This is a genomic window from Nocardia pseudovaccinii NBRC 100343, from assembly GCF_001613225.1.
GTDB lineage: Bacteria > Actinomycetota > Actinomycetes > Mycobacteriales > Mycobacteriaceae > Nocardia > Nocardia pseudovaccinii.
Genome location: NZ_BDBY01000347.1, coordinates 1 through 23,966 on the forward strand (window position 1 = coordinate 1; position 23,966 = coordinate 23,966).

Annotated in this window: 23 protein-coding genes and 3 pseudogenes; 13 read left to right on the plus strand and 13 right to left on the minus strand. The window is 65.7% G+C overall.

Annotation, left to right across the window (positions count from 1 at the left end):
* On the plus strand, nucleotides 1-343 hold a 343-nt coding region (locus tag NP3_RS38040), incomplete at its 5' end, for a methylated-DNA--[protein]-cysteine S-methyltransferase (protein ID WP_157124827.1).
* Between the two features lie 9 nt (nucleotides 344-352).
* Here NP3_RS38040 and NP3_RS51680 read toward each other — a convergent pair.
* Together NP3_RS51680 and NP3_RS38050 are read right to left on the minus strand one after the other, a co-directional pair.
* A complete protein-coding gene (locus NP3_RS51680; protein ID WP_084509534.1) occupies nucleotides 353-700 on the minus strand; it encodes a YbdD/YjiX family protein in 348 nt (115 codons plus the stop codon).
* Nucleotides 613-2,925: a carbon starvation CstA family protein gene (locus NP3_RS38050; protein ID WP_063046563.1), complete on the minus strand. Its 2,313-nt coding sequence runs from the start codon at nucleotides 2,923-2,925 to the stop codon at nucleotides 613-615. The genes NP3_RS51680 and NP3_RS38050 overlap by 88 nt, the downstream gene beginning before the upstream one ends.
* A gap of 203 nt (nucleotides 2,926-3,128) precedes the next feature.
* On the opposite strand from NP3_RS38050, the gene NP3_RS38055 reads away from it, so the two are divergent.
* The 3 genes from NP3_RS38055 to NP3_RS38065 are packed head-to-tail and all read left to right on the plus strand — an operon-like array spanning nucleotide 3,129 to nucleotide 6,246.
* Complete coding sequence (locus tag NP3_RS38055; protein ID WP_157124828.1) at nucleotides 3,129-4,421, plus strand: ABC transporter substrate-binding protein; 1,293 nt, start codon at nucleotides 3,129-3,131, stop codon at nucleotides 4,419-4,421.
* Nucleotides 4,418-5,344 (plus strand): carbohydrate ABC transporter permease, encoded by a 927-nt coding sequence (locus NP3_RS38060; RefSeq protein ID WP_063046564.1) that lies wholly within the window; start codon nucleotides 4,418-4,420, stop codon nucleotides 5,342-5,344. The genes NP3_RS38055 and NP3_RS38060 overlap by 4 nt, the downstream gene beginning before the upstream one ends.
* 29 nt (nucleotides 5,345-5,373) lie before the next feature.
* The gene (locus NP3_RS38065; protein WP_063046581.1) at nucleotides 5,374-6,246 is read left to right on the plus strand and encodes a carbohydrate ABC transporter permease; all 873 of its coding nucleotides are present in this window, start codon (nucleotides 5,374-5,376) and stop codon (nucleotides 6,244-6,246) included.
* A 27-nt stretch (nucleotides 6,247-6,273) separates the two neighbouring features.
* Here NP3_RS38065 and NP3_RS38070 read toward each other — a convergent pair whose 3' ends face one another.
* Nucleotides 6,274-6,702 (minus strand): VOC family protein, encoded by a 429-nt coding sequence (locus tag NP3_RS38070; RefSeq protein ID WP_063046565.1) that lies wholly within the window; start codon nucleotides 6,700-6,702, stop codon nucleotides 6,274-6,276.
* A 10-nt stretch (nucleotides 6,703-6,712) separates the two neighbouring features.
* Complete coding sequence (locus tag NP3_RS38075; RefSeq protein ID WP_063046566.1) at nucleotides 6,713-7,549, minus strand: AraC family transcriptional regulator; 837 nt, start codon at nucleotides 7,547-7,549, stop codon at nucleotides 6,713-6,715.
* A gap of 373 nt (nucleotides 7,550-7,922) precedes the next feature.
* Here NP3_RS38075 and NP3_RS38080 point away from each other — a divergent pair, with 373 nt between their 5' ends.
* Together NP3_RS38080 and ychF are read left to right on the plus strand one after the other, a co-directional pair.
* Nucleotides 7,923-8,846, plus strand: coding sequence for a quinone oxidoreductase family protein (locus NP3_RS38080; RefSeq protein ID WP_063046582.1), 924 nt, complete (start codon nucleotides 7,923-7,925; stop codon nucleotides 8,844-8,846).
* A 235-nt stretch (nucleotides 8,847-9,081) separates the two neighbouring features.
* Entirely contained in the window at nucleotides 9,082-10,161 is a 1,080-nt protein-coding gene (ychF, locus tag NP3_RS38085; protein WP_063046567.1) for a redox-regulated ATPase YchF, read from the plus strand.
* Nucleotides 10,162-10,244: 83 nt separating this feature from the next.
* On the opposite strand, the gene NP3_RS38090 is transcribed toward ychF, so the two are convergent.
* Entirely contained in the window at nucleotides 10,245-11,000 is a 756-nt protein-coding gene (locus NP3_RS38090) for a TetR/AcrR family transcriptional regulator (protein ID WP_084509536.1), read from the minus strand.
* A 144-nt stretch (nucleotides 11,001-11,144) separates the two neighbouring features.
* On the opposite strand from NP3_RS38090, the gene NP3_RS38095 reads away from it, so the two are divergent.
* Nucleotides 11,145-12,650: an FAD-dependent monooxygenase gene (locus tag NP3_RS38095; RefSeq protein WP_063046569.1), complete on the plus strand. Its 1,506-nt coding sequence runs from the start codon at nucleotides 11,145-11,147 to the stop codon at nucleotides 12,648-12,650.
* A 95-nt stretch (nucleotides 12,651-12,745) separates the two neighbouring features.
* Here NP3_RS38095 and NP3_RS38100 read toward each other — a convergent pair.
* Nucleotides 12,746-13,616: pseudogene (locus NP3_RS38100) on the minus strand (alpha/beta hydrolase).
* A gap of 164 nt (nucleotides 13,617-13,780) precedes the next feature.
* Between NP3_RS38100 and NP3_RS51240 the strand changes: the two are divergent.
* Nucleotides 13,781-13,933, plus strand: a pseudogene (locus NP3_RS51240) (AraC family transcriptional regulator); the annotation flags it as partial.
* A gap of 70 nt (nucleotides 13,934-14,003) precedes the next feature.
* Nucleotides 14,004-14,768 carry a helix-turn-helix transcriptional regulator gene (locus tag NP3_RS51245; protein ID WP_281197655.1) on the plus strand — a complete coding sequence of 255 codons (765 nt, stop codon included), beginning with the start codon at nucleotides 14,004-14,006 and terminating at the stop codon, nucleotides 14,766-14,768.
* A 98-nt stretch (nucleotides 14,769-14,866) separates the two neighbouring features.
* Here the strand turns inward: NP3_RS51245 and NP3_RS38110 are convergent, their stop codons facing one another.
* Complete coding sequence (locus tag NP3_RS38110; protein ID WP_063046570.1) at nucleotides 14,867-15,856, minus strand: helix-turn-helix transcriptional regulator; 990 nt, start codon at nucleotides 15,854-15,856, stop codon at nucleotides 14,867-14,869.
* A 61-nt stretch (nucleotides 15,857-15,917) separates the two neighbouring features.
* On the opposite strand from NP3_RS38110, the gene NP3_RS38115 reads away from it, so the two are divergent.
* A complete protein-coding gene (locus NP3_RS38115; protein WP_063825026.1) occupies nucleotides 15,918-16,271 on the plus strand; it encodes a YybH family protein in 354 nt (117 codons plus the stop codon).
* 73 nt (nucleotides 16,272-16,344) lie between these two features.
* Entirely contained in the window at nucleotides 16,345-16,830 is a 486-nt protein-coding gene (locus NP3_RS38120) for a DUF488 domain-containing protein (protein WP_063046572.1), read from the plus strand.
* Nucleotides 16,831-16,873: 43 nt separating this feature from the next.
* Here NP3_RS38120 and NP3_RS38125 read toward each other — a convergent pair whose 3' ends face one another.
* The 3 genes from NP3_RS38125 to NP3_RS38135 all read right to left on the minus strand — a co-directional run bounded on the left by NP3_RS38125 (nucleotide 16,874) and on the right by NP3_RS38135 (nucleotide 19,317).
* Nucleotides 16,874-18,058, minus strand: coding sequence for an MAB_1171c family putative transporter (locus NP3_RS38125; RefSeq protein ID WP_063046573.1), 1,185 nt, complete (start codon nucleotides 18,056-18,058; stop codon nucleotides 16,874-16,876).
* Nucleotide 18,059: 1 nt separating this feature from the next.
* Nucleotides 18,060-18,572: a zinc metalloprotease gene (locus NP3_RS38130; protein WP_063046574.1), complete on the minus strand. Its 513-nt coding sequence runs from the start codon at nucleotides 18,570-18,572 to the stop codon at nucleotides 18,060-18,062.
* A 253-nt stretch (nucleotides 18,573-18,825) separates the two neighbouring features.
* Nucleotides 18,826-19,317: a nitroreductase family deazaflavin-dependent oxidoreductase gene (locus NP3_RS38135; RefSeq protein WP_063046575.1), complete on the minus strand. Its 492-nt coding sequence runs from the start codon at nucleotides 19,315-19,317 to the stop codon at nucleotides 18,826-18,828.
* Nucleotides 19,318-19,420: 103 nt separating this feature from the next.
* Between NP3_RS38135 and NP3_RS38140 the strand changes: the two genes are divergently transcribed.
* Nucleotides 19,421-20,017, plus strand: a complete 597-nt coding sequence (locus NP3_RS38140) for a TetR/AcrR family transcriptional regulator (RefSeq protein ID WP_063046583.1) — start codon at nucleotides 19,421-19,423, stop codon at nucleotides 20,015-20,017.
* Nucleotides 20,018-20,027: 10 nt separating this feature from the next.
* Here the strand turns inward: NP3_RS38140 and NP3_RS38145 are convergent, their stop codons facing one another.
* Together NP3_RS38145 and NP3_RS38150 are read right to left on the minus strand one after the other, a co-directional pair.
* A complete protein-coding gene (locus tag NP3_RS38145; RefSeq protein WP_063046576.1) occupies nucleotides 20,028-21,158 on the minus strand; it encodes a zinc-dependent alcohol dehydrogenase in 1,131 nt (376 codons plus the stop codon).
* Entirely contained in the window at nucleotides 21,158-21,583 is a 426-nt protein-coding gene (locus NP3_RS38150) for a tautomerase family protein (protein WP_063046577.1), read from the minus strand. The genes NP3_RS38145 and NP3_RS38150 overlap by 1 nt, the downstream gene beginning before the upstream one ends.
* 77 nt (nucleotides 21,584-21,660) lie before the next feature.
* On the opposite strand from NP3_RS38150, the gene NP3_RS38155 reads away from it, so the two are divergent.
* Nucleotides 21,661-22,245, plus strand: a complete 585-nt coding sequence (locus NP3_RS38155) for a TetR/AcrR family transcriptional regulator (RefSeq protein WP_063046578.1) — start codon at nucleotides 21,661-21,663, stop codon at nucleotides 22,243-22,245.
* Between the two features lie 467 nt (nucleotides 22,246-22,712).
* Here the strand turns inward: NP3_RS38155 and NP3_RS38160 are convergent.
* Nucleotides 22,713-23,966: pseudogene (locus tag NP3_RS38160) on the minus strand (hypothetical protein); the annotation flags it as partial.

The following is a 23,966-nucleotide window of genomic DNA, read 5'->3' on the forward strand; positions in this document are numbered from 1 at the left end:
GACTCGCGCGGTCACCGCCTACCATCGCGGCGAGTTGACCGCGATCGACGCGATCGAGGTGCGTCAGCAATCCGGCGAATTCCTCATGCACGCATGGGAAGTGCTGCGCAAAATTCCGGCGGGCGATCCGGTCACCTATACCGAATACGCCGCCATCTCCGGTCGTCCCGACGCCACCCGCGCGGCCGCCAATGCCTGCGCCCGCAATGCCGCGGCGCTTTTCGTGCCGTGCCACCGGGTTCTGCGCATCGGGGGAGCACTCGGCGGCTTCCGTTGGGGGCTGCCGATCAAGCGCTGGCTGCTGGATCACGAGCGTGGCGAAGCTCAGTTGACCGTCGAATAGCCGGATCGTTCAGCAGCACCGACTCTGCGGATTGGAATCCGCATCCGCGTGCCGACGCCGCCAATACTCGCGCTCCGACGGAATCTCGCAACCGGGATGTCTGCGCTGCAGATGATCGACATAGCGCCGGTAATCCTGGCCGCCGAGCACCGCATTGAACCATGAAGCGAATGCGCGAACCCTTGCCGCACCGGCACTTCCGGCCACCCTCAGACGCCGACTGACGGCCGGTCGAGGTGACCGGCCGTCAGTCGGCTGCGCTGCCGCGGTCAATGTGCTGGTGTTTCCACCGTCGTGCCCTTGGTATGGGCGGCGCCAGGTGCCCGGACCTGCCCCGATTCGATCAGGGCATCCCATTCCTTCTGCACCGCTTTCTCTTCCGAGGTGGCGATGAAGCCGCGCGGTGCGAAGATCTTCGACGGTTCGTCCGGCGTCTCACTGCTCGGTCCGCCGCCCGCCCGCCAGGCCCGGAAGCAGACCACCACACCGACCACCGCGACGACCAACACCAGCACCGCGAAGATGATCGACAACGTGCCCTGGATGAACGTGTTGCGCACGACCTTGTCCATATCGTCGGCAGTCTTGGCCGGTGCCAACAACTTTCCGGCATCGCGGGCGGCACTGTAGTTATCGTGCTGCTTCCAGTAGCCGATCTTCGGATCGGCCGAGAAGATCTTCTGCCAGGACGCCGTCATCGTCACGATCAGATCCCAGATCAGCGGCAGCGCGGGAATCCACGCCCACTTCACCAGACCCTTCTTGATCAGAATGGTCAGCACGACGGTGAGTGCGATCGCGGCCAGCAACTGGTTGGAGATGCCGAACAGCGGGTAGAGCGTGTAGATGCCGCCGAGCGGATCGGTGACACCCATCAGCAGCACCGAACCCCAGGCCGCGACCACAATGGCCGAACACAGCCACGCACCGGGCCGCCACGACGGATCCTTGAACTTCTTCGCCGGACCTCCCAGATTTCCGAGCGAATCCGAAAGCATGAAACGCGCGACGCGGGTTCCGGCGTCGATGGTGGTGAGGATGAACAGCGCTTCGAACATGATCGCGAAGTGGTACCAGAACGCCTTGAGCCCGGAGCCGCCGATGAATCCGGACATCACCTGGGACATTCCGATCGCCAGCGTCGGCGCGCCACCGGTGCGCGAGATGACGCTGGTCTCGCCGACATCCTTGGCGGTCTGGGTCAACTCACCCGCGGTGATCGGATCACCGCTCAGACCAAGGGAATTGGTGTACGCGGCGGCCTTTTCGGCGGTACCGCCGGTGAGACCCGCGCCCGCGTTCATGGCGAAGTACAGGTGCTGGTCGATGATGCTCGCGGTGATCATCGCCATGACCGCGACGAACGACTCCATCAGCATGCCGCCGTAGCCGATCATCCGCGCATGCGACTGCTTCTCCAGCAGCTTGGGTGTGGTGCCGGAGGAGACCAGGGCATGGAATCCGGACAGCGCACCACATGCGATGGTGATGAACAGGAATGGGAACAGGCTGCCCGCGAAGGACGGACCGTTGCTGTTGTGCGCGAACTGCGACACCGCGGGCGCCTTCAGCACCGGCATGGTGAACACGATGCCGAGTGCGAGCAGGCCGATGGTGCCGATCTTCATGAACGTCGACAGGTAATCGCGCGGCGCGAGCAGCAACCACACCGGCAGTACCGAGGCGATGAAACCGTAGACGATCAGCAGCCAGGCGATGGTGGTGCCGGACAGCGTGAACAGGTCACGGCCCCAACCGGATTCGGAAACCCAACGGCCGGAGATGATCACGAACAGCAGCAGCGCGAAGCCGATTACCGATACCTCGCCGACCCGCCCCGGCCGCACGAAGCGCAGGTACAGGCCCATGAACAGGGCGATCGGGATGGTCATGCCGATGGAGAACACACCCCACGGACTGCCGCCGTGCAATGCGCCGTCCGGACCCTTGACCGCGGCCAGCGCCTGCACGACCACGATGCCGAGCACCGCGAGCAGGATCATCATGATCACCAGCACGGCGACGATCGCGGCGACACCGCCGATCGGCCCGAGTTCGTCGCGGGCCATCTGCCCGAGGCTGCGCCCACGGCGCTTCGACGAGGCCCACAGCACCAGGTAGTCCTGCACGGCACCGGCGAGGACGACGCCGACGATGATCCAGATGGTGCCCGGCAGATAACCCATCTGCGCGGCCAGCACCGGTCCGACCAGTGGACCGGCGCCCGCGATGGCGGCGAAGTGGTGCCCGAAGAGCACCCGCCGGTCCATCGGCATGTAGTCTTTGCCGTTCTCCAATTCCTCAGCGGGGGTGGCCACATCGTCGCGCGGCTTGGTGATCCGGTATTCGATCAGCCTGGCGTAGAACTGGTAGGCGGTCACGTAGGTACAGATCGCCGCGACCACGATCCACACCGCGTTCACGTTCTCACCGCGGGAGATGGCGAGGACGGCCCAGGCTATCGCTCCGACGACCGCGATCGCCCCGAAGATCGCCTTCTTCCGTGGCGTGATCGGGGAGTGATCGACCACCCCGACGGGCGGCAGATCGGGATCCGTCCGCAAATATTCGATTGTCGCCATCCGCTTACTCTCCTGAAAAACGCGCAGGATCCTGCTCAAACATCTGACAACGTATCCGATTGATGATGTCGATCGGGCTCGTTTCCGATCGGCTTTGGACAACGTTAAGTTTTGTTCGTGTGTCGGCCATCACGTCGGTGTTGCCGAACGTATGCTGCCATGCGATTCCGCCAAGCTCCACCCCCGCCTGGAGGAGGGCCTCGTTGCGCAGGCGCACGCTGCTCGGCTCGGTGCTGGCCGCGCCGCTGCTCGCCACCACCGGCTGCGGATCCGATGACGACGCGCTGACCTTCTTCTTTCAGGCCAGGCCGGAGGAGGCGCGGGTCCGGCTGAAGATCATCGACGAGTTCCAGCGGCGGCATCCGGAGATCCGGATTCGCACCATCATGTCCGGGCCGGATCCGCTGCAGCAGATGCTGACCTACTGTGCGGGCGGCAAATGTCCCGACGTAATGATGGCGTGGGAGTTGCTCTATGCCGGACTCGCCGAGCGCGGGGTGCTGCTGGATCTGCGCACGCTGCTCGAGCGGGAGCCCGAATACGCTGCCGCACTGCGTGCCGACAGTTATCCGGCGCTCTACGACACCTTCACCTATGGCGGTGGGCAGTACGCGCTGCCGGAACAGTGGTCGGGGGTGTTTCTCTACTACAACCGGGAGTTGTTCGCCGAAGCCGGAGTGACCGCGCCGACCCGGTGGCGGAAGGCCTGGTCCTTCACCGAATTCCTCGATGCGGCAAGGGCACTCACGCGGCATGAGTCATCCGAGCGCAACCGGCAGTGGGGCTTTGCCGACGCCTGGGTGCCGTATTTCTCGGCCGCGTGTTTCGGTATGAACAATGGGGCGGAGTGGTTCTCGCCGTCGGTGGATCCGACCAGGACCAATCTCGGTGATCCACGGTTCGCCGAGGGGTTCCAGTTCTATGCCGATCTCGCGGTTCGCCACCGAGTTGCGCCGAAAGTTGCGGATCAGCAATCGGTTTCGGCACCGGACCTGTTCCGTCGTGGACGGGCGGCCATGGCGATGGGTGGGCATTGGCTGTATTCCGAGTTCGCCGGACAGGATGGTCTGCCCATCGATGTCACGGTGTTGCCGGTCGGGCCGCATGGTGGCCCGGGGGCGATCACGGATGTGGGGAGCACGGGGTTGTCGATTGCCGCCGATAGTCCGCGCATCGAACAAGCTTGGGAATTCGTCAAATTCGCGACCGGGCCGGTGGGACAGGCCATTATCGCCGCCTCCGGACTCTTCGTGCCGGTGCTGAAATCCGCAATGGGCTCTGCCGGATTCGCGGACGCGCATCGCGAGATACGCAACCTCGAGGTGTTCACGGAAGGGCCGGAGAATTCGCGGGCGCTGCCGGTTACTCCGGTGTGGGGCAAGGTTTCCGCGCTGCTCGAGCGCGGTGGCAACCGCGTGCTACGCGGTGCCGCAACCGCTGAATCGGTGAGCGCGTCCCTGTCCGCCGATATCAATACCCTTCTGGAATCCTCATGAAACTGATCGGTAGCCGGATGCGTACGCCACACGAGCAGGGGCGCCTCGCGCGGCGGCGTGAGCGGGCGGGCTGGGTCTTCGTGGCGCCGAATCTGGCGGCGGTGCTGGTGTTCTTGCTGATTCCGCTCGGAGTTTCGTTGTATCTGAGTCTGCACTCGTGGGACTTGTTCAGTGCGCCACGGTTCGTGGGGATATCGAACTATCGGCGGCTGTTCGTGTCGGATCCGTTGTTCCTCATCGCATTGCGCAATACCGCGGTGTTCACGCTATCGACGCTGGTGCCGACGGTGGTGATCGGGCTCGCCGTTGCGGCCGTGCTGAATCGAAAGCTGGCCGGTATCGGCATCTTTCGAACCATCGCGTTCCTCCCGCTGGTCGCCTCGACCGTGGCCATGGCGGTGGTGTGGCGCTTCATCTTCACCACCGATGACGGGCTGCTCAACATCATGCTCGGCTGGGTCGGCATCGATCCGGTGCCGTGGCTGACCGACCCGGACTGGGCGCTGGTCTCGCTGAGCATCGTGACCGTATGGAAGAGCGTGCCTTTCGCGACAGTCATCCTGCTGGCAGCGATGCAGGGCGTGCCCGAGACGCTGTACGAGGCGGCGCGCATCGACGGTGCGGGAGCGCTGCGGCGCTTCTGGTCGGTGACACTGCCGTTGATTCGCGGTCCGCTGTCGTTCGTCTTCGTCATCACCATCATCAACTCGGTGCAGGCCTTCGATCAGGCCTATGCCTTGACCGGCGGCAACGGCGGCCCGGAGACCGGGACCTATCTGCTCGGAATCATGCTGTTCCAGAACGCCTTCGGGTTCTACGAGGTCGGCTATGCGGCGGCGCTGGCCTGGGTGATCTTCGCGATTCTGCTGGTGTTGACGCTATTGCAGCTGCGGTTCGCGCGCCGGGCGGAGGTGGAGTTGTGAATGCGTACGAGGCGGTTCGGTCGCTTCCGATGCGGATCGGTGTGCGGGCGCGCAGTACCGGCCGGGTGGACCGGGCCATTCTGCGCCGGACGCTACGCGGCGTCGTGATCTATGTGGCGCTCGCCGGTGTCGCCTGGTGTGCGCTGTTCCCGATTCTGTGGGCACTGTCGGGTTCGCTGAAGCGCGATGGCGAGATCACCGAGCCGACACTGGTCCCCGCGCGTCCGCAGTGGTCCAACTACGGGAAGGTCTTCGACCTGCTGCCGCTCGGGCGGATGCTGCTCAACACCGCGTTTTATGCGTTGTGCGTCACGGCGGGGCAGGTCTTATTCTGTTCGCTAGCGGGATATGCGTTCGCGCGCTTGCGATTTCGCGGACGCGATATACTTTTCCTCGCCTACCTCGGCACGCTGATGGTGCCGCTGACGGTTACCGTGATTCCGCAATTCCTGATCATGCGCGCCTTCGGCTGGGTGGACACGCCGTGGGCGATGATCGTCCCCGGCCTGTTCGGTAGCGCATTCGGCACCTATCTGATGCGCCAGTTCTTCCGAACCTTGCCCGCCGAACTCGAAGAGGCGGCGATCGTCGACGGATGCACCACCTGGCAGGTGTTCTGGCGAGTCTTGTTGCCGCACACTCGTCCTGGGCTCATGGTGCTGGGGGTGCTGACCTGGATCACGGTCTGGAACGACTTCCTGTGGCCGCTGATCATGATCCAGCGCAACGACATCGCCACCGCCACCTTGGGTTTGGTGCGGCTGCAAGGCCAGTACCACACGCAATGGCCGATTCTCATGGCCGCGGCGGTGGTCATCCTGCTGCCGCTGGTGGTCGTCTACGCGATCGCGCAGCGGGCGTTCGTGCGCGGTATCGCGGCATCGGGTCTGGGCGGGCGTTGACGGCCGCGTCGATGGCGGCCGTCGCTATTACTCGCCCCAATAGGTGCCGAAGCTCCAGAGGTTGCCTTCCGGATCACGGACGGTGAAGCCGCGCGAACCGTAGTCCTCATCGCGTAGGCCGCGCACCACCTCCGCACCCGCCGCGACCGCGCGGTCGTGCAGGGCGTCGGGTTGCTCGCAGACGAGGTAGATCGAATCGGTGCCCGGCCCGCGCGCACAGAACGGGTTGTCGCCCTTGCCGATCGAACTGAACATGATGCCGCCGCCGAGCGGCCAGCGCAGCTGACCGTGCTCGATGAACGACGGATCGTCCTCCCTGGCGTAGAGCACGACCTCCTCGAAGCCGAATGTGCTGGTCAGGAAGGCCACTGCCGCGCGAGCGTCGGTGAAATTGAGGCACGGCCATACGGCGGTGCGAGTTGCTGTGATCTGTGATGAATCCGTTGGTGTCGTCATGGATCCAGCCTCACCCACCGGACTCCTCTGGGTCTTGTACAGATGGAATCTCCTCCGCGAGCCATGCGGTCGGGCTGCAACCGGCGAGTTCCGCGAAGTCGCGGTCGAGGTGGGCCTGGTCGTAATATCCGCAGGTCGCGGCCACCTGTGCGATCGTCACATAGGACGGCGTGTGTCCGATCATCCGCCTGGCGCGTTCGAAGCGGGCGATCCGAGCGGCGAGTTTGGGTCCGAGTCCGAACTCGGCGCCGAAGCGGCGGGCCAGATGTTGACGGCTCCAACCGATCTCCTCGGCGAGCGGGCCGATCTGCGCCGCACCATCGGATTCGACCAAAGTGCGCCAGGACCAAGTCAATTCGGGCGCCACCAGGCGATCGTGACAGGCCAGCCTGGTCAATACCCGATCGCAGGCGGCGAACCGCTCCGGCCAGGACGACAGCTCCTGCAATTCCTCCCACAGCTGTCGCCCGACCGGCCCCGCCACCTCGGCGCATTCCACCGAGGTATTCCACAGCGCACTCGCGGGCATCCCGAACAGTGCCCGGCTCCCGAGCGGCGTCAACTCGATCCCGATCCCCTCCTGATAACCGTTGTGCGAGATAACCGCCGCACTCGCCTGTAACCCACTCAGCACACACCGGTAATCCTCCGGCGACTGCCGTGAATCCGTCTGCGCCACAACATCGATACTCGGTCCGATCGACACGATGAACGTCATATGCCGCGACGGCAGGCCCCGATGCAACCCGGGCGCGAAACCACTCAGTCGATACCCGAGGTACCCGTCGACGAACGCCGCGAGCGCAGGTGCCGGACGTGCCGTCACCACTTCGGTGGTCGGCTCCATACCCCGGAACGCTACGCCGCCGATCGGTTATCGCAAGGCGAGTGCCATTGCTGGAATCGCTGCTTACCTGAGTGCTGAACAGCAACTCGGCCGACTCGGTCGCGAAGCCGATGTCGAAACCGCAGCTGCGCTGCTCGATGGCACCTGCTTCCACCAGGCCTTTCTTTGGTTCTACGAGGAGGGGTTTATGCGACTGCTGCCCCGGACGAACTCGCGGACAACCCGGCCCGGGCGCTCATGCGTGGCCTCGGATCGTAGCGCCTCTCACCCAGACGGCGGCTGCGGTGAGATATCGCACTCGGCGCGGCAAATAGGTGGGGGTTGTCGCAGCGTCGGGCTACCTTTACCCCTCCTAAGGAATTTTGGAGGTGTGATGCGGCGGGTGCAATACCAGCGCAGCGGTGGCCCGGAGGTACTCGAGGTGGTGACGGCCGAGGTGCCGACGCCGGGCCCCGGGGAACTGCTGGTCCGGGTCGACGCGGTTGGTGTGACACTGCCGGTGGTTCGCAAGGTGCGTGAGCCGCGTGAGCCGATCGCGCTGGGTGGTGAGGTTGCGGGCGAGGTGGTCGCGGTCGGTGAGGGCGTGACCAGTTGTATGCCCGGCTACCGCGTCACCGGTCTGGTCTTCGGCCACGGTTATGCCGACTACGCGCTGCTCTCCGCCGCGATGGCCTCGCCGATTCCCGACGGCGCCTCGGCCGTCGATGCGGTCGCGCTGGTCCGCAGCGGTTTGGTCGCACTCGGTGCGCTCGATGCCGCGAATCCCAAGCCGGACGAGTCTGCGCTGATCACGGCCGCCGCCAGTGGTGTCGGCCACCTTGCCTTGCAATTGGCGCGGGTGCGCGGGGCTGCGCGCGTGGTGGCGGCGGTCTCCGACCTCGCCAAAGCCGACTTCCTACGCGGCCTCGGCGCTGACGAAGTCGTCGCCTACGACCAGGAATCCTGGAGCGAGCCCGTCGACTACGTCCTCGACGCCGTTGGCGGCGACCTCCTCACCCCGGCCATCGCGGCCCTCGCCCCCGGCGGCCGACTCGTCGCATACAGCTCCGGCGGCGGCACCATCCAGGCCTACGACCTGCTCGTCGGTGCGAAATCAGTTGTCGGCTTCCAAATGGCGCGCATCGCCCGCAACTCTCCGGACCTGTACGAACACTGGCGCCAAGAACTCTGGCAATACTTCGCATCCGGCCTACTCCGCCCCGTCGTCCACGCGGAATTCGCGCTGGAAGACGCCGCCGAGGCCCACGCCGTCATCGAGAACCGCTCGAACCTCGGCAAGGTCATCCTGATTCCCTGACCCGATCAGCGTGCGTCGGTGTGAGCAACGGGCGAGAGCGTCGCCAGCTCCTAGAGTCCTGCGAAGTCCGCCGGGTGGACGGTGAACATGCGCTACGACAATCGGCGTGCTCGGCCGCTGCCGAAGGTTTACGTCTTGCCGCGTAGACTCTGCTTCTCGTGAGCGAGTGTGCGAGCGAACCATCCAACACAGCGTCTGAGACGTACGCGGCTGCCGAGCGAAGCGAGGTAGCCGCGTGAGTCTCACCCTCGGAATCGTCGGCCTGCCCAACGTCGGAAAGTCGACGCTGTTCAATGCGCTGACCAAGAACGACGTGCTGGCCGCGAACTATCCGTTCGCGACCATCGAGCCGAACGTCGGGGTGGTTCCGCTGCCCGACCCGCGACTGGACAAGCTGGCCGAGATCTTCGGCTCCCAGCGCATCCTGCCCGCCACGGTGTCGTTCGTCGACATCGCGGGCATCGTGAAGGGCGCATCCGAGGGTGCCGGACTCGGCAACAAGTTCCTCGCCAATATCCGCGAGGCGGATGCCATCTGTCAGGTGGTGCGGGTCTTCGCCGACGATGATGTGGTGCACGTCGACGGGCGCGTCGACCCGCTCGCCGATATCGAGGTGATCGAAACCGAGCTGATCATCGCGGATATGCAGACCCTGGAGAAGGCCATCCCGCGCCTCGAGAAGGAAGCCAAGGTCAAAAAGGACCGCAAGCCGCTGCTCGACGCGGCCAAGGCCGCCCAGGAAGTTCTCGACAGCGGCAAAACCCTTTTCTCCGCGCGCGACCAGCTGGATGGCGAACTGCTGAAGGAACTTTCGCTGCTCACCACCAAGCCGTTCCTCTACGTCTTCAATGCCGACGAGTCGGTGCTCACCGACGAGGCAAAGGTCGCCGAACTGAAAGCCGCTGTCGCACCGGCCGATTCGGTCTTCCTCGACGCCAAGGTCGAAGCCGAACTGCTCGAACTCGACGACGAGTCCGCCCTGGAGTTGTTGGAGTCGATCGGCCAGTCCGAACCTGGCCTGCACGCCCTGGCCCGCACCGGCTTCCACACCCTCGGCCTGCAGACCTACCTCACCGCCGGTCCGAAAGAGGCCCGCGCCTGGACAATCCACCAGGGCGACACCGCCCCCAAGGCCGCAGGCGTAATCCACACCGACTTCGAACGCGGCTTCATCAAGGCCGAAGTAGTCGCCTATGACGACCTCATCGCCGCAGGCTCCATGGCAGCAGCCAAGGCGGCGGGCAAGGTCCGCATGGAAGGCAAGGACTACGTCATGACGGATGGCGACGTCGTCGAGTTCCGTTTCAACGTATAGCGTCTGGAAGAAGTAGCGCGAGAGCTGAAGCTCAGATCGACGCGGCCGGTTGGTTATCCGTCTCGACGGGCCAGCCGGTTCGGTCAGCGCGAGTCGTCGGCCGGAGTCGCGATAGTGGGCGTGCGCCGGTCGAGGTTGTCGAGGATCAGGTCGAGGGCGAAGTCGAAGCGTTGGTAGCCTGTGCCGGAGGTCAGTTCAGCCGCATAGCGTTTCGTTTGGGGGAATTGGTCGGCGGGGAGGGCGGTGAAGCGGGTCACCAACTCGTCGCGGCCTATGACCCAGGTGTCGTCGGATTTGCTTTGTCGCTGGGCGACGAGGGAGATCTCCAGGGTGTAGGCGGCGACGTAGAGGCCGAGGGCGTCCATTGCCCAAGCCGCGGTTTGGGGTTCGATGTCGCCCGCGAGCAGGATGGCGAGCATTCCTTCGCTGACGCGCATCGCGTCGAGGTTGGTGGCGGCCATGGCCAGGGCGGCGCGGGAGATACCAGGGTATTTCAGATACTGGTCGCGCATCTGGGCGCAGACGTCGCGGATCTGCACGCGCCAGGCTGCCGGATCGGGTTCGGGTAGTACCAGTCGGGTGCAGAGGCGGCCGATGATCAGCTCGTCGATGTCGGCCTTGTTGACAACGTGCGCGTACAGCGAGGCAGGGCCCGTGTCGAGGACTGCGGCGACACTGCGCATGGTCAGGGCGTCGTATCCCTGGGTGGCGACGACCTCGAGGGCCGCGTCGGTGATCCGGTCGACCGTGATCGGCGCCTTCCGGCGTGACGGCGGCGCCGCAGAGGTGGTCTGCTGAGCGTGCCGGGCGGCACGACGTTGTTTCGGATCCACTGGCATGGGACCGAGCATAGTTGACACGAACTTAGTTCGACGAGTAGAACTTAGTTCGTAAGTAACGAACTAAGTTCGTAAACGGTGGCCCCGCCGCACGATGACGGTCTCCGCCCATCACTTCGACATCACGACAAAGGATGTGCCGCAGTGCTTTACGACGTCATCATCGCCGGAGCCGGCCCCGTCGGACTGCTCTTGGCCTGCGAACTACGCCTGGCCGACTGCTCGGTCCTGGTGCTCGAGCGAGCCGAAGACCCGTACTCGCCGCTCAAGGAGCTTCCCTTCGGCATGCGCGGCATCACGGTCCCGACAGCCGAGACGTTCTACCGTCGCGGGTTGCTCGACGACATCGCCGGTGGCACAACGCATCTGGCTGTCGGCGAGGACGGCGCGCCCCGCCGTCGTGCCGGTCACTTCGCCGGTATCGAGTTCGAGGACAGCAATATCGAGACCGCCCGGTGGCAGTATCGGCTGCCCAGCCCGGCCGACACCAACATGGCCGCGGAGATGAAGCAGATCGAGGCGGTATTGGCCGATCGCGCCCGCAGCCTGGGTGCCGAGATCCGGCGTGGCCACGGTGTCGACGACTTCAGCCGGACCGAGAACGGAGTGACCGTGCGCATCGGCGCGGAATCCGTGCGCGGTCGCTGGCTGGTGGGGTGCGACGGCGGCCGCAGCACCGTCCGAAAGCTGGGCGGCTTCGACTTCGCGGGCAGCGAACCGCTTTTCACCGGCTACCTGGCCGAGGTCGAGATCGCCGATCCCGAGGCGATCCGCCAGGAACGCACCATCACCTCGACCGGCTTCTACCTCCAGCCCGACCCCGGCATGATCGCGATGCTCGAGTTCGATGGCGGCGCGGCCCACCGCACCGCACCGCTCACCCTGGAACACATCCAGGAGGTCCTGCGCCGCGTCTCCCAGACCGATGTCACCCTGACCGCCCTTCGCCTCGCGACCACCTGGACCGACCGCGCCCAGCAGGCGACTACCTACCGCGACGGGCGCGTGCTCCTCGCTGGCGACGCCGCCCATATCCACTCCCCACTCGGCGCGCAGGGTCTCAACGCGGGCCTGGGCGACGCCATGAATCTGGGCTGGAAACTCGCCGCCACCATCCGCGGCGAGGCGCCCGAAGGTCTCCTCGACACCTATCAGGACGAACGGCATCCGGTCGGCGCGCAGGTCCTGGAATGGTCCCGCGCGCAGACCGCGATCATGCTGCCAACTCCGCAATCGCTCGCGATGGGCTCCATCATCAGCGACCTCATCGGAACGCCTTCCGGCGCAACGTATTTCGCCGAGCGAATGTGGAACGCCGCGCTGCGCTACAACCTCGGTGGAGCGCATCCGCTGATCGGCCGCAGCGTTCCCGACTTCGAGCTGCTCGACGGCACCCGTGTCGCCGAGTTGCTCCGGGACGGGCAGGGTCTGCTCCTCGACTTCGACAGCGAGCTCGCACAGGCCCGCGCACTGTGGAGGGACCTGAAGTACGTTCCCGGCGACGTTCGTGAACGGCTGGGCCTCGCGGCCGTGCTCGTCCGTCCGGACGGCGTGGTCGCCTGGGCCTGCGACGAGCACCCCGACCCGGCAGAACTCAACCGCGCCGCATTACGCTGGTTCACGTCCGCCGCCCGTGTGCCCGCGATCTGATCGCGAACGTGTGGCTCCTCCGCCGTTCGCGTCATAGCTTTTCAGCTTCTGCGAAGAAATCGGTCGGCTGGGATTGCCCGAACCGGGGTCTTCTGTCAGGACTGTTGTGTCACGAATTCGGCGATGGCGTCTTCCATCTGCTGCAGGCCGGGATCTTCCAGTGGTAGGTGACCGGCGTTGTCGAGTAGCACGGTGGTGACGGGAACTTTGGTGATGCGCGATAGGACGAGTTCGCTCAGATGCAGGGGCGTCCATCGGTCTGCGACAGGTCGGGTCAACAGGATCGGGCAGGCGTCGAAGTCCTCGGGCTCGACGGCCGGGGCATAGTTGCCGTATCGGTCGAGGAAGCGCACCGATACCCAGTTGGCTGCCGCGGTGCGGTCCTCGAGCAGGACCTTCCTCATCGCCTCGCGGTTGTTGGCCAGCGCGTTCATCTTCGCGGCGAGACTCATCGGCATTTTGGCTCGTGCGACTGCGGTTTCGGCGAGCATCGATATGATCGGCATGCCCAGCCGGGCGGTTAGCAGGTCGCGCGCCGTTTCATCGCGGACCTGCTGGATCCGCTGGTCGAGGAAGGTCATGCCGACGATGCCGCAGAGACTGCCCTTGGGGGTCTTGGCCGCGACGTGGTAGGCGAGCATGCCACCTGCGCTGAGGCCGTAGAGCACTATCGGGCGCCGGTCCCGCGTGCGCTCATGGGCGATGAAGTCGACGACCAAGTCGACCCAGTCGTCGTAGGACGGGTTGGTGCCGAGCTTGACCTGGGTCAACCCATAGCCGAGATTATCGAGCGCGACCACTTCGAAGCCGCGTCGTGCGAGTCGCGCTCCCAGGATCAAGGTCATCTGACGGCCGTTGGTGCCGACGCCGTGGTGCAGGATCGGCCAGGCGCAGGCGCTGCGGCAGATACTGCTGCAAGTCACGCCAGTCCCGCTGGTCCCGGTAATAGCGCAGGGTCGTTGGCATGTGTTTCCCTTCGAGTGTTCGGGGCGTGGCTACCGCTGCCGTTCCGTCCGGCTGTCACGATTCCCGCTGCGGATCAGCGGCAACAGACGATGTGCGGCAGACGAGTTGTTAGATTCGGCAACATGCACTGGGACCTGCCCCGTACTCCGTCGAGCATCTTGCTGATGACCGAGCTCGCCGGTGAGCGCGAGGTACCCGCGGAAACCTGCCTGCGCGGGACCGGTTTGGCACTGCGGCAGCTCCTCGATCCCGAGACCGAGGTGAGCGCGCAACAGGAGCTGGCCGTAGTCGGCAACCTGCTCGACGCGCTGGGGCACCCACCGGCGCTGGGGCTGGAGGTGGGCACCCGATATCGGCTGACGACTTACGGCATCTGGGGGGTTCGCCTTGTTCAGCAGCCCAACGGTGCGCAGCGCCATCGAGGTCGGACTGCGTTATGTGGACCTGACATTCTCCTTCTGCCGGATCGAAACCCGAGCAGAAAGCGGCGAGGCGCGGCTGATCCTGTCTGCGCCGGACGTTCCACTCGGACTGCGGAGGTTCTTCATCGAGCGCGATGCGGGCGCGCTGCAGACCCTCCGTCAGGAACTGGCCGCGTTCGCGGTCCCGCTGCGCCGCATAGAGTTTGCTTTCCCGGTTCCGGTCGCCGCCGTTCGTGCTGATTACGACGCGGTCTTCGGTCAGCCCGTGCATTTCGAGGCCGAGGAGAACGCGATGGTCCTCGATCTCGCTCTGCTGGACCTGCCGTTGCCACAGGCCGATACGCATACCGCCGCGCTCACCCGAGCCCAATGCCGCGACCTGCTGACCCGGCGCAGAGCGCGCACCGGGCTGGCCGGGCAGGTGCGCAATGCACTGCTCGCGGAACTGCCGCAGCAACCGACCGCGGCAGGCGTCGCCGCGAAACTGCACATGAGCGACCGGACGCTGCGACACCGACTCGCCGCCGAGGGAACTTCCTTCCGAACCCTGCTGGACGAGGTCCGTGAACACCTGGCAGTGGAACTGCTGATCACCGGCGGACTACCAGCGGAACAGATCGCCCGACGGCTCGGATACAGCGAAGTCTCCAGCTTCTCCCACGCCTTCCGACGCTGGAAAGGCATGGGACCACGCGCATTTCGCACCAAAGAAGTAGGCCGCCCCGGCTGATCGCCCGCCGATCGTTTCTTCTCGGCTGGAACTCATTCCGGGACAGTGAAGGCCTCGGCGATGCCACCGTCGAGCGGAATCTCAGCCACCACGATCTCCTAGATAGACGTTCGGCACGGTGACACTCCGTAGCTGGTGGCGATCGCGGCGGCGCGGTTGCGCATGGAGTCGCGCAACCATTGCGGGGCAAGGGCTTCCGCGTTCGTGGCGAGTTGCCACAGTGCCCATTCGGCGTGTGTCCGATCTTGGAAGGTCACCTCCAGCCGCAGCCAGCCGTCCGCGTCGGTTTCTTCGCCGCGGACGGTCAGCGCGGTGCCCACCAGGTCCGAGCTCTGCGCGGGGTTCACCCGTACCAGCACGGTGACTTGGTCGCCGCCGGTTCGAAACCGCGTGCTGCGTTCCTGCCAGGCCCGGTCCAGATCGACCCGGTCCGGTCGCTGGGCGGGTTCGGCGAGTTCCTCGGCGGCCGATACCCGGGACAGCCGGTAGGTGCGGTCCGCGCCGGACCTCGTGGCCAGCAAATAGACCTGGTCGCGGACGGTGACCAGGCCGATCGGATCTACCGTGCGCCACTTCGGGGTCTGGTCCACAGCCGCGTAGTGGATCCGCAGCTTGTGTCCGGCGAACACCGCGCGGCGGACCTCGGTCACTACGGTGTCGGGCGCCTTCTCAGCGACCAGTCGACGTGCGAGGAGGTCGGTCTCCGGGTCGATGAGCAGTCGCTGGGCCGCGCCGGCCGCGGTGGCCCGATGGCTTTCGGGTAGCGCGTCGACCACCTTGCGCATGGCCGAAGTGAGTGCCGAGCCGAGGCCGAATGCCTGTGCGCCGCGCCGTGATCCGGCGACCAGCAGGGCAAGTGCCTCGTCGTGGTTCAGTCCGGTCAGCTCGGTCTGGAAACCGGGCAACAATGCGAAACCACCATGCCTGCCGCGTTCGGCGTATACCGGGACTCCGGCTGCGGACAGCGCCTCGATGTCGCGCAGCACGGTGCGGGTGGATACCTCCAGTTCGCGGGCCAGCGCGGGCGCGGACAGCCGCCCGTGCTGGCGCAGCAGCAGCACCAGCGAGACCAACCGGTCGGCGCGCATACGAAAACTCTACCGAAATACACGACACAGGATGTCGTGATTTGTTGGGAGGCTTATCGACATGACAAATGAGCAAGTGGCCACTGACCCGAACGACCTGGGCAGGTACTTCATCGAGCGGGCCAACGCGGGCGACGTCGACGGGATCGTGGCGTTGTACGAGCCGAACGCCGTACTGGCGTTCCCACCGGGCAACCTCGCGACCGGACATGCGGAGATCCGCAAGGTGTACGAGCAGTTCGTCGCCGCCGCGCCGGTGCTCTCGCCTGGGAGGCAGCATCCAGCGCTGGTGAGCGGCGACCTGGCCCTGACAGCGTCCACGCTGACCACCGGCGAGGTGACCGTCGAGATCGCCCGACGCCAGCCCGACGGTTCGTGGCTATGGACCGTGGACCAGCCCGCACTCGTGCCGTAGCGGTGCGGCGGTGGGCCGATGTGACCGAGCCCACCGCCATTCCGCCACGCCACCGAGTCGGCCGGGTGCGGTGATGCCGCGCATCGTGACGATCGGCGTCTACGGCTTCACCGCCGAAGCCTTCCTCGAAAAGCTCACCGGCGAAGGCGTGGGTCTGCTGCTCGACCTCCGCCAGCGCCGCGGCGTTCGGGGCCCCGACTACGCCTGGGCGAACTCGGCACGGCTGCAGCGCGCGCTCGCCGCGGCAGGCATCGGCTACCGGCACGTGAAGCAACTGGCGCCGACGACCGAGCTGCGCCTGCTCCAGTACCGCGAGGACGATCGGCAGGGCGTGGGCAAACGCAACCGCATCGCGCTGGCGCCCGAGTACGCCGAGCGCTACACCCGTGAGATCCTCGATCCGTTCGACCTCGGCGCGCTCGTGGCCGAACTTCCGTGCGACTCGGCGACCGCACTCTTCTGCGTCGAGCGCGATCCGCAGGCATGCCACCGCTCGCTCGTGGCCGCGCGCGTGCGCGCCGAGCACAGCCTGCCGGTCACGAACCTCCGCCCGGGCTGAGCCATGCCCATCACCGGTGGAGTCGCCCGGCCTCCGCATTACCTCAGGTGGTTCGAGGTTGACGGGGCGACTTGGTCGGGCTGCGGACGTGTGGCCATGCTTTGGCGAGTGCGAGTAGCTGGCGTAGTTCGGCGGTGAGGTCTCGTGCGCCCGGGTGGATTTGGTGTCGGGGTGTGAGTCGGCTCGCGTTCGGGGGGTGTCCGGCTGTTTTGGTGGCGATGGCTTCGGCGATGCGGCGGGCGTAGGTGTGTGGGTCGCCTTCGGTGGTGGTGAGGTTGTCGGGGTTGTGGCTGTAGCGTTTGAGGTGGAGCAGGCTGTCGCGGATCTCGACGGTCATGCGGTGTAGGCGGATGGCGGGGTCTGTTCGGCGGTTGTGGTCGTGCCGTATCTCGAGGACGATTTCGGGTACGGCCGCGGTGAGATCGATCCACATCGGGCGCAGGCGGCGGCAGTATCGGCCGGTGCGGTCCCATCCGGTGTGGGTGAGCAGGGTGCTGATCAGCGGCACCGTGACCACGGCGGTAGCGCCGACAGCCGAGAGCAGGAAGGCGCACCATGCTTTCGAGTGCATCTCGGGATCGAATGACGGTTGGCCTGTCATGACACTGATGGCTGTCTCGAGCGGGAACACCACCGCTATGGCCCCCAGGCCCACTATGGTGGCCAGGAGCGCTGTGTACAGTGCACGTTCCTGCCAGGTGGTGGCCCCCGCGGCGCGCATCTCGCGCACACTTACCCGGCCGGCGAGCAGGGCTGTAGCGCCGAGCGGCAGGGAGAACGCGACCCAGACCACGACAGCCGGCCAGCCGAGGGCTTGGTCGATCAACTGGTCGGCGTGGCGGGCGGGTGTCCCTGCGATCAGGATGACGGCGGTGGCGGTGAGCGTGACGAGGTAATAGCGCCACTGCCTGCGCCAGGTGTGGGCGGGATCGGCGCCTGCCCACAACTTGACAAAACCGTAGATGTTCGAGACGGCCAACACGGTTGCTCCCAGCGAGAGCTGTCGGGCGATGTTCACCACGTCGCTGTCGTGGCCGGGCAGTAGCCAGGCCAGTGACTGTTGGAACCATGCCTCCCGCAACAGGTATTCGAAGAGACCGGCGGCGAGCGCGCGGTTGATGAGCCGGTCGACGATGCTGTCGCGCAACAGCCACCACCGACCGGCGAGCACCAATGTCATACATGTCAGGACGGGCCAGGTGATCAGACCCGGGATCGGGGAGGTCATCTCAGCGATGCCGGTTCCGGAAGAACGTCGAGCGGAACCGGCTCGCCGACCGCTTCGGCAGCATCGCTTCGACCAGCAGCAGGTCGGCGAAGGTTTCGGCGGCGTGCTCACGCTCACTGCCGTAGTCCTGGCGGCGCAGTACGCTGCGGATGGTTTCCAGCGACAGCGAGGGCATCAATTCGCGCAACGGCAGATCAGCCGCGGCAGCACCGGGAGCGCTCGCGGTCTCTGCGTGGCCGAGCAGCATGTGACCGATCTCGTGAGCGATGATGTGATCGGCATGCCATTCGGTGTCGGCCCCGTACATGATCACGTCATCGTCTTCCCGGGCAATCCACAGGCCGCTTCCGGTGCCGCATCCGTTTCCCAAGAAGGCGCCGATGTCGATGGGGCACAACGTGATCGGCCGTTCCCGGTATTCTGCCACCCGCGCGATGTATTCCGTTATGTCCCACGGGTCGGGGATCGGTACCAGGCGACCCAGCTCCTCGAATCGCGCGGCGAGATCCACCATTACGCCTTCCCTCGTCGATCACCTGACCCATGCCGATATTGCGGTGAGCGTAGTCGCCGACGGAGCATTGTCGCGGACGTGGCCTGTCGCGCAAGCATTCTCGCATCCGCGCAGAGACGATCCTGCCGCCCTTTCCCGGGTGCGCGGAGAAGTCAGCCCCGGTCTTCGCCGAGCACCAGCGGTGCGGGCATTTCGCCTCGCCTACCTGCCTTCGGCTCGGCGCTACAGTGCTTCGGATCGACGGTCGGCAGGATCAGCCGAGCGCGGTGCGGGGGCGGAGGATGACGACCGGGATTTCGCGCTCGGTCCATGCTTGGTAGGTGTCGAAGTCGGCGTAGGCGTCGACCAGCCGCGGCCATAGACGTGCGCGTTGTTGCGGGTCGGCGGTGACCGCGCGCACGGTATGGCGTTCGCGGCCGATCTGGATGTGGATGTCGGGGGTGGCGCGCAGGTTGTGGTACCACTGCGGATGTTTGGCGAGGCCGCCCTGGGACGCGACGATTACCGTGTCGGCGCCGTCAGTGATGTAGAGCAGCGGTGTGGTGTGGGTGATCCCGGACTTCCGGCCTCGATGCTCGAGCAGCAGCGTCGGTACCGGCTTGCGGAATCCGGCGCCGATGCGCCATTTTCCGCCGATGCGTCCACCGGTGCGTTTGTAGACCCAAACTTGGATTTTGCCGGTGTATTTGAAGATCTTCGGCAATACGGGTGAGTCGAGCTGTTTGGGGCGTGGTGGAGGGGTCATTGCGTTCCTTCGATCAGGCCGACTGGCTTGACCATACATCTAGTCATATGTGTATGGTCAAGCGAACGGTCGAGACGGCGCGGGTGAAGGGGTGAGCAGTCCGGTGCGCACGCATGGATGGTCGGGCACGGCGCCCGTGGACGACGACGAAGCCGTCGATCGCATCCTGGCCGCCGCGCGTCGAGCGATCGACCGATCGGGCAGCGACTTCAGCATCGCCGAGGTCGCGCGCGACCTCGGCGTCACCCGCCAGACCGTGTACCGCTATTTCCCCAGTGCGGAAGCACTTTTGACCGCGACCGCCATCGCGCAGACGACGCACTTCCTCGACGTCCTCGCCGAGCACGTGAGCAAGATCCGTGACCCCGCCACCGCCGTCGTGGAAGGCATCGCCTACACCCTCGAACGTCTGCCCCACGAGAAGTACCTCAACTTGCTACTCACCCCTGGCCGCGCCAGCGCCTTCTCCGCGGGCGTAACTTCCGACACCGCACTGGCGTTCGGCCGCTCGATCCTGCAACGCTTCGCGGTCGACTGGGCGGCCGCCGGGGTCTCCGATACCGATCTGGACGAACTCGTCGAGCACATGCTGCGCATCGTCCAGTCGTTCGTCATCGACCCCGGCCGCCCGCCCCGGCGCGGCGCGGAACTTCGCACTTACCTCATCACCTGGGTCGCCCCGGCACTCGAGCCGCGATAGCCGGGTGTGGTCAGTCGATGCCGAGCGGTGGCCGGTGCAGGACGAGTTTGGTGGTGTGGGCTCGGTAGGCGTCGGGGGCATCGTCCCAGTCGGCGAGCAGGGTGGTGACGGTTTCGGCCGGGAACTCGGTGCGTGCGACAAAGTCCAGCAGGGCCGGTAGCACCGGACGCACTTGGGAGACACCGATTCTCAGGGTCGCGTCGTTCGCGTACATATGCATCAGCGGCACCTTCGTACCCGGCGGGAGGTAGTAGCCGACCGGTGTGCAGATCCCGCCGGGTTGCAACGCACGCAGGGCGGCGTCGACACCTGCGGCGGTGGAGGTGCCTTCGACGACGATGTCGTAGCGGCGCGACGGCAGATCAGCGCGACGTAGCTTTCCTTTCTTGACCGGTTGTGCTCGCGCACCGAGCTTTTCGGCGATCGCGAGGCGTTCGGACCGGTGATCGACGTAGTTGACGACCTCTGCGCCGTGTGCGACGGCCAGTCCGGCGGCGTAGAGCCCGATGCTCTGGGCTGCGCCACCGAGGATGAGCACCGACCCGCCGGGTCGTTCTGTCAGTGGTGCGACGACACAGCGCCATGCGTCGGCGAGATTGTCGCTGGCGGCGGCCACCCGCAGCGGGTCGAGTCCGTCGGGTAGGCGCACGAGCATGTGGTCGGCATACGGGATGCGCAGGCGGTCGGCGACCATGCCGCCCCACGGTCCGCTGGCAGGTCCGAATCCGAAGGCGGCCAGCGGGCCGGTGCGGGTGGTGGAGCATTTTGCGGTGAGCCCGCGCATGCATTCGCGGCACTCGCCGCAGGACACCGCCCACGGCACGACAACGAAGTCGCCGCGCGTGAGCCCGGTTACGCCCGAACCGATTTCGAGGACTTCGGCGATGCATTCATGGCCGATGCCGAAGGGGCCCTGGAACGGGACCGGTCCGCAGATACCGGACACCACCGGGTCGATCAGCCCGGCCCGGATACCCAGTTGCATGGCACGCGAGACGTGGCGGTGAATGGGTAGGGTGTCGCCGTCGCAGCGGCCCGCGATGAACGGGCGCACGATGGCATCCCGCGCGTCGGTCAGGACCGGATCGGGGCGTTCACGCCACTCGAGGTGGTTGGTGCGCAGGAAGTTCAGTTCCCGCATCAGCCGCGCGCCTGTGCCGCAAGGGCTTTCAGTTCGGCAAAGCGTACGACGGTGCCTGCCGCGCCCCAGGTGCCCTCGGGTTGTTCGTGGATGAGCACCCAGACTCGCAGTGCGTCATCCACGCCGAGTCCGGCCGCTGCCAGCACATCGGCGGTCACCTCTTTGATCAAGCCCTCCTTACGCCGATCGGAAAGCGCGCCCTCCGGAACGGTGACATCGACTCGGAACCGCGGCAGATCGTCCTCGGCGCTGCTGAAGCCACCATCCGGTACTTCATCGATGCGGCACCACGCCTGCGCGCGGAAGAACGCGGTGTCAGGTGCGCCCTCCCACTTCAGCAGGGTGGCGGGCAGCGTCTGCTGCAAGGTTCGGCGGGTCTCCGGGGAAAAGACCGCCGCGGGCAGGGTGAGCTGGATCATCGGCATGGGAACACCTCCGTTATAACGACTGTTATATGTCGTGCACGGTACGCTATGACAGTCGTTATGAGCAAGGGAGTGTGATGGCGCAATCGGAGGCGCGAGATCGAATGGTGGCCGGTGCGGCCGACATGCTGCGCCGTCGCGGGCTGAACGCGACCAGCGTGCGCGAACTGGCCAAGCACTCCGGCGCCCCTCTCGGCTCGACCTATCACTACTTTCCCGGCGGCAAATCCCAACTCGCCGCCGAGGCCGTCCGTTTCGCCGACGCCCTGGCCGCGCGCAAACTCGTCAGGGAACTCCCCGCCGGACCGGTCGCCGGGCTACGAGCTTTCGTCGACATGTGGCGAAAAGTAGTGGTGGACAGCGATTTCCGTGCCGGATGTCCGGTACTGGCCGTCTCGGTCGAAGACCAGTCCGACGCCGACGACGAACCCCGCCGCGCCGCAGCCGCCGCCTTCGACCACTGGACCGAACTACTCGCCGATTCTCTCCGCACCCACGGCGCAACCCCCGCCGCCGCCGACCGAACCGCCACCCTGATCGTCGCCGCCATGGAAGGCACCGTCGCCATGTGCCGAGCCCAACGCAGCACCCTCCCCCTCGACCAAACCGCGGACGCCCTCGAAAACGTGGTGCGCGCGGTGACCGACCAGGCCGCGAAGTAGTCCGTTACGGTCGCCGGTTCAGCTGAGCATTTGGGCTCGAGAGTAGGATCGTGCTGGTCGGGGATGGGTTTTGGTCGGTGTGAAATGCCGACGATCGGGCGGTTTGAATAGAGGAGTACTCGCGATCCGTCATCGGATTGGAGGATTGATCATGCTTCGTATTTCGCTATTGGTCGCAACTGGTGCCGCAGGGATCGGCGCGGTGCTTTTTCCGGTGAGTGCGCAGGCTGGCCCGGATGATCCTGGGACGCCCTGTGGGGACCAGATGGTTGTGAATACGCATCAGGAGTGCGTTCAGATCGGCAGCTTTTGCACGTTGTCGGATGGGATGATCATCGGAAATATCGGGCCCGATGGGCGATGTGTTATTCCCGGTACGAATATTTGAGGCTGTTGAATCCGCTGTTACACCTGATTAGATTCGGGTGCAGTGGGTTTCGTGTCGGTCGGGGTGAAAGTTATTGAGGCTAGCGGCCTCTGGGATATTTGCTTACGACGGTACCGTCGGTATCGGCGGCCAGGTAGGCGCCGCCGTAGTCGTCGGTCAGGTAGACCATGACTGTCGGCTTGTCGTTGTTGAAGGTCCAGGCCGGGTCGACGATTACGTAGCGGAGGGTGGGGGTGGGGATGCCGAGGCTTTCGTCGGCGGTGCGGAACAGCTCGGGGAGGATGTCCCAGTTGATCGAGCTCAGCTTTACGGTGGCTTTGTCCGAGAGTGGGCCGCCTGCGCCCTTTCGGGTGGCGGTTCCGTCGCGGTAGACGAAGAGGTCGTAGAGGTTGGGGTTGTTCTTGACCGGGGCGCCGACGTTGGCATAGGTCGGATAGAACGTCGCTTCAGTGAATTCGTCGCTGCCGGAGACCTTTTCGAGGGCGGCGATGGCCTGGCGGATGCTGGTCGGGGTCAGGAGGTCGACGGGTTTGCCGGTCCCGGGCGCTCCGGACGGGCTTGCGGAACGACTTGTCGTGGGGAATTCGTTGGTCGCGGGTGCATTGCCAGGAGTGGCCTGGTTGCCGGACGAATCGGGGCGCAAGGCGACTATCGCCAACGTGGCGACCATGGCAGCGAGGACTACGGCGGCCGCGAGACCGATGACGATCCCGCGTGAGCGTGGTTTGTGCGCAGGGGGATTCGTGGACCCGAATCGGTGCGGCGACGGTGTCGTGCTGCTGGATCCGTGGAACTCCCCGACTGAGCCAGGCGCACTGAAGGCGACGTGTGCATTGCCCGCGCCTGGTGTATTGAATCCGCCGCGCGCACGGGCTGCGTCGGGTGTGCTGAATACGGGTGGGTTGCCCACGCCTGGCGTGCTGAACGCGGATTGGCTGCCCACACCGGGTGTGCTGAATGCCCCGGGTGCGTTGCTCGCGCGTGGCGTATTGAATCCGCCAGACATGTTTCCCGCGCTTGGCGTTTCGAATCCGCCGCGTGCATCTCCTGCACCTGGGGTGTCGAATCCGCTGGGAGTGCTGAAACCGGGTCCTTGTGCCGCGCCTGGGCCATTGAATCCGCCCGACCTATCGGGCGCATTGGCCGCGCCTGGAGTGTCGAATCCGCGGGGCGTGCCGACTCCGCCGAGTCCATCGGCTCCGCCTGGCGTGCTGAAGCCAGGTCTATGGGCCGCGCCGGAGGTGCTGAATCCGCCCGGCGCATCGGCCGCACTCGGGGTACCGAACCCACTCCGCCCGCCAAGGGCTCCCGGAGCACTGCCTGCGCCCTGCCC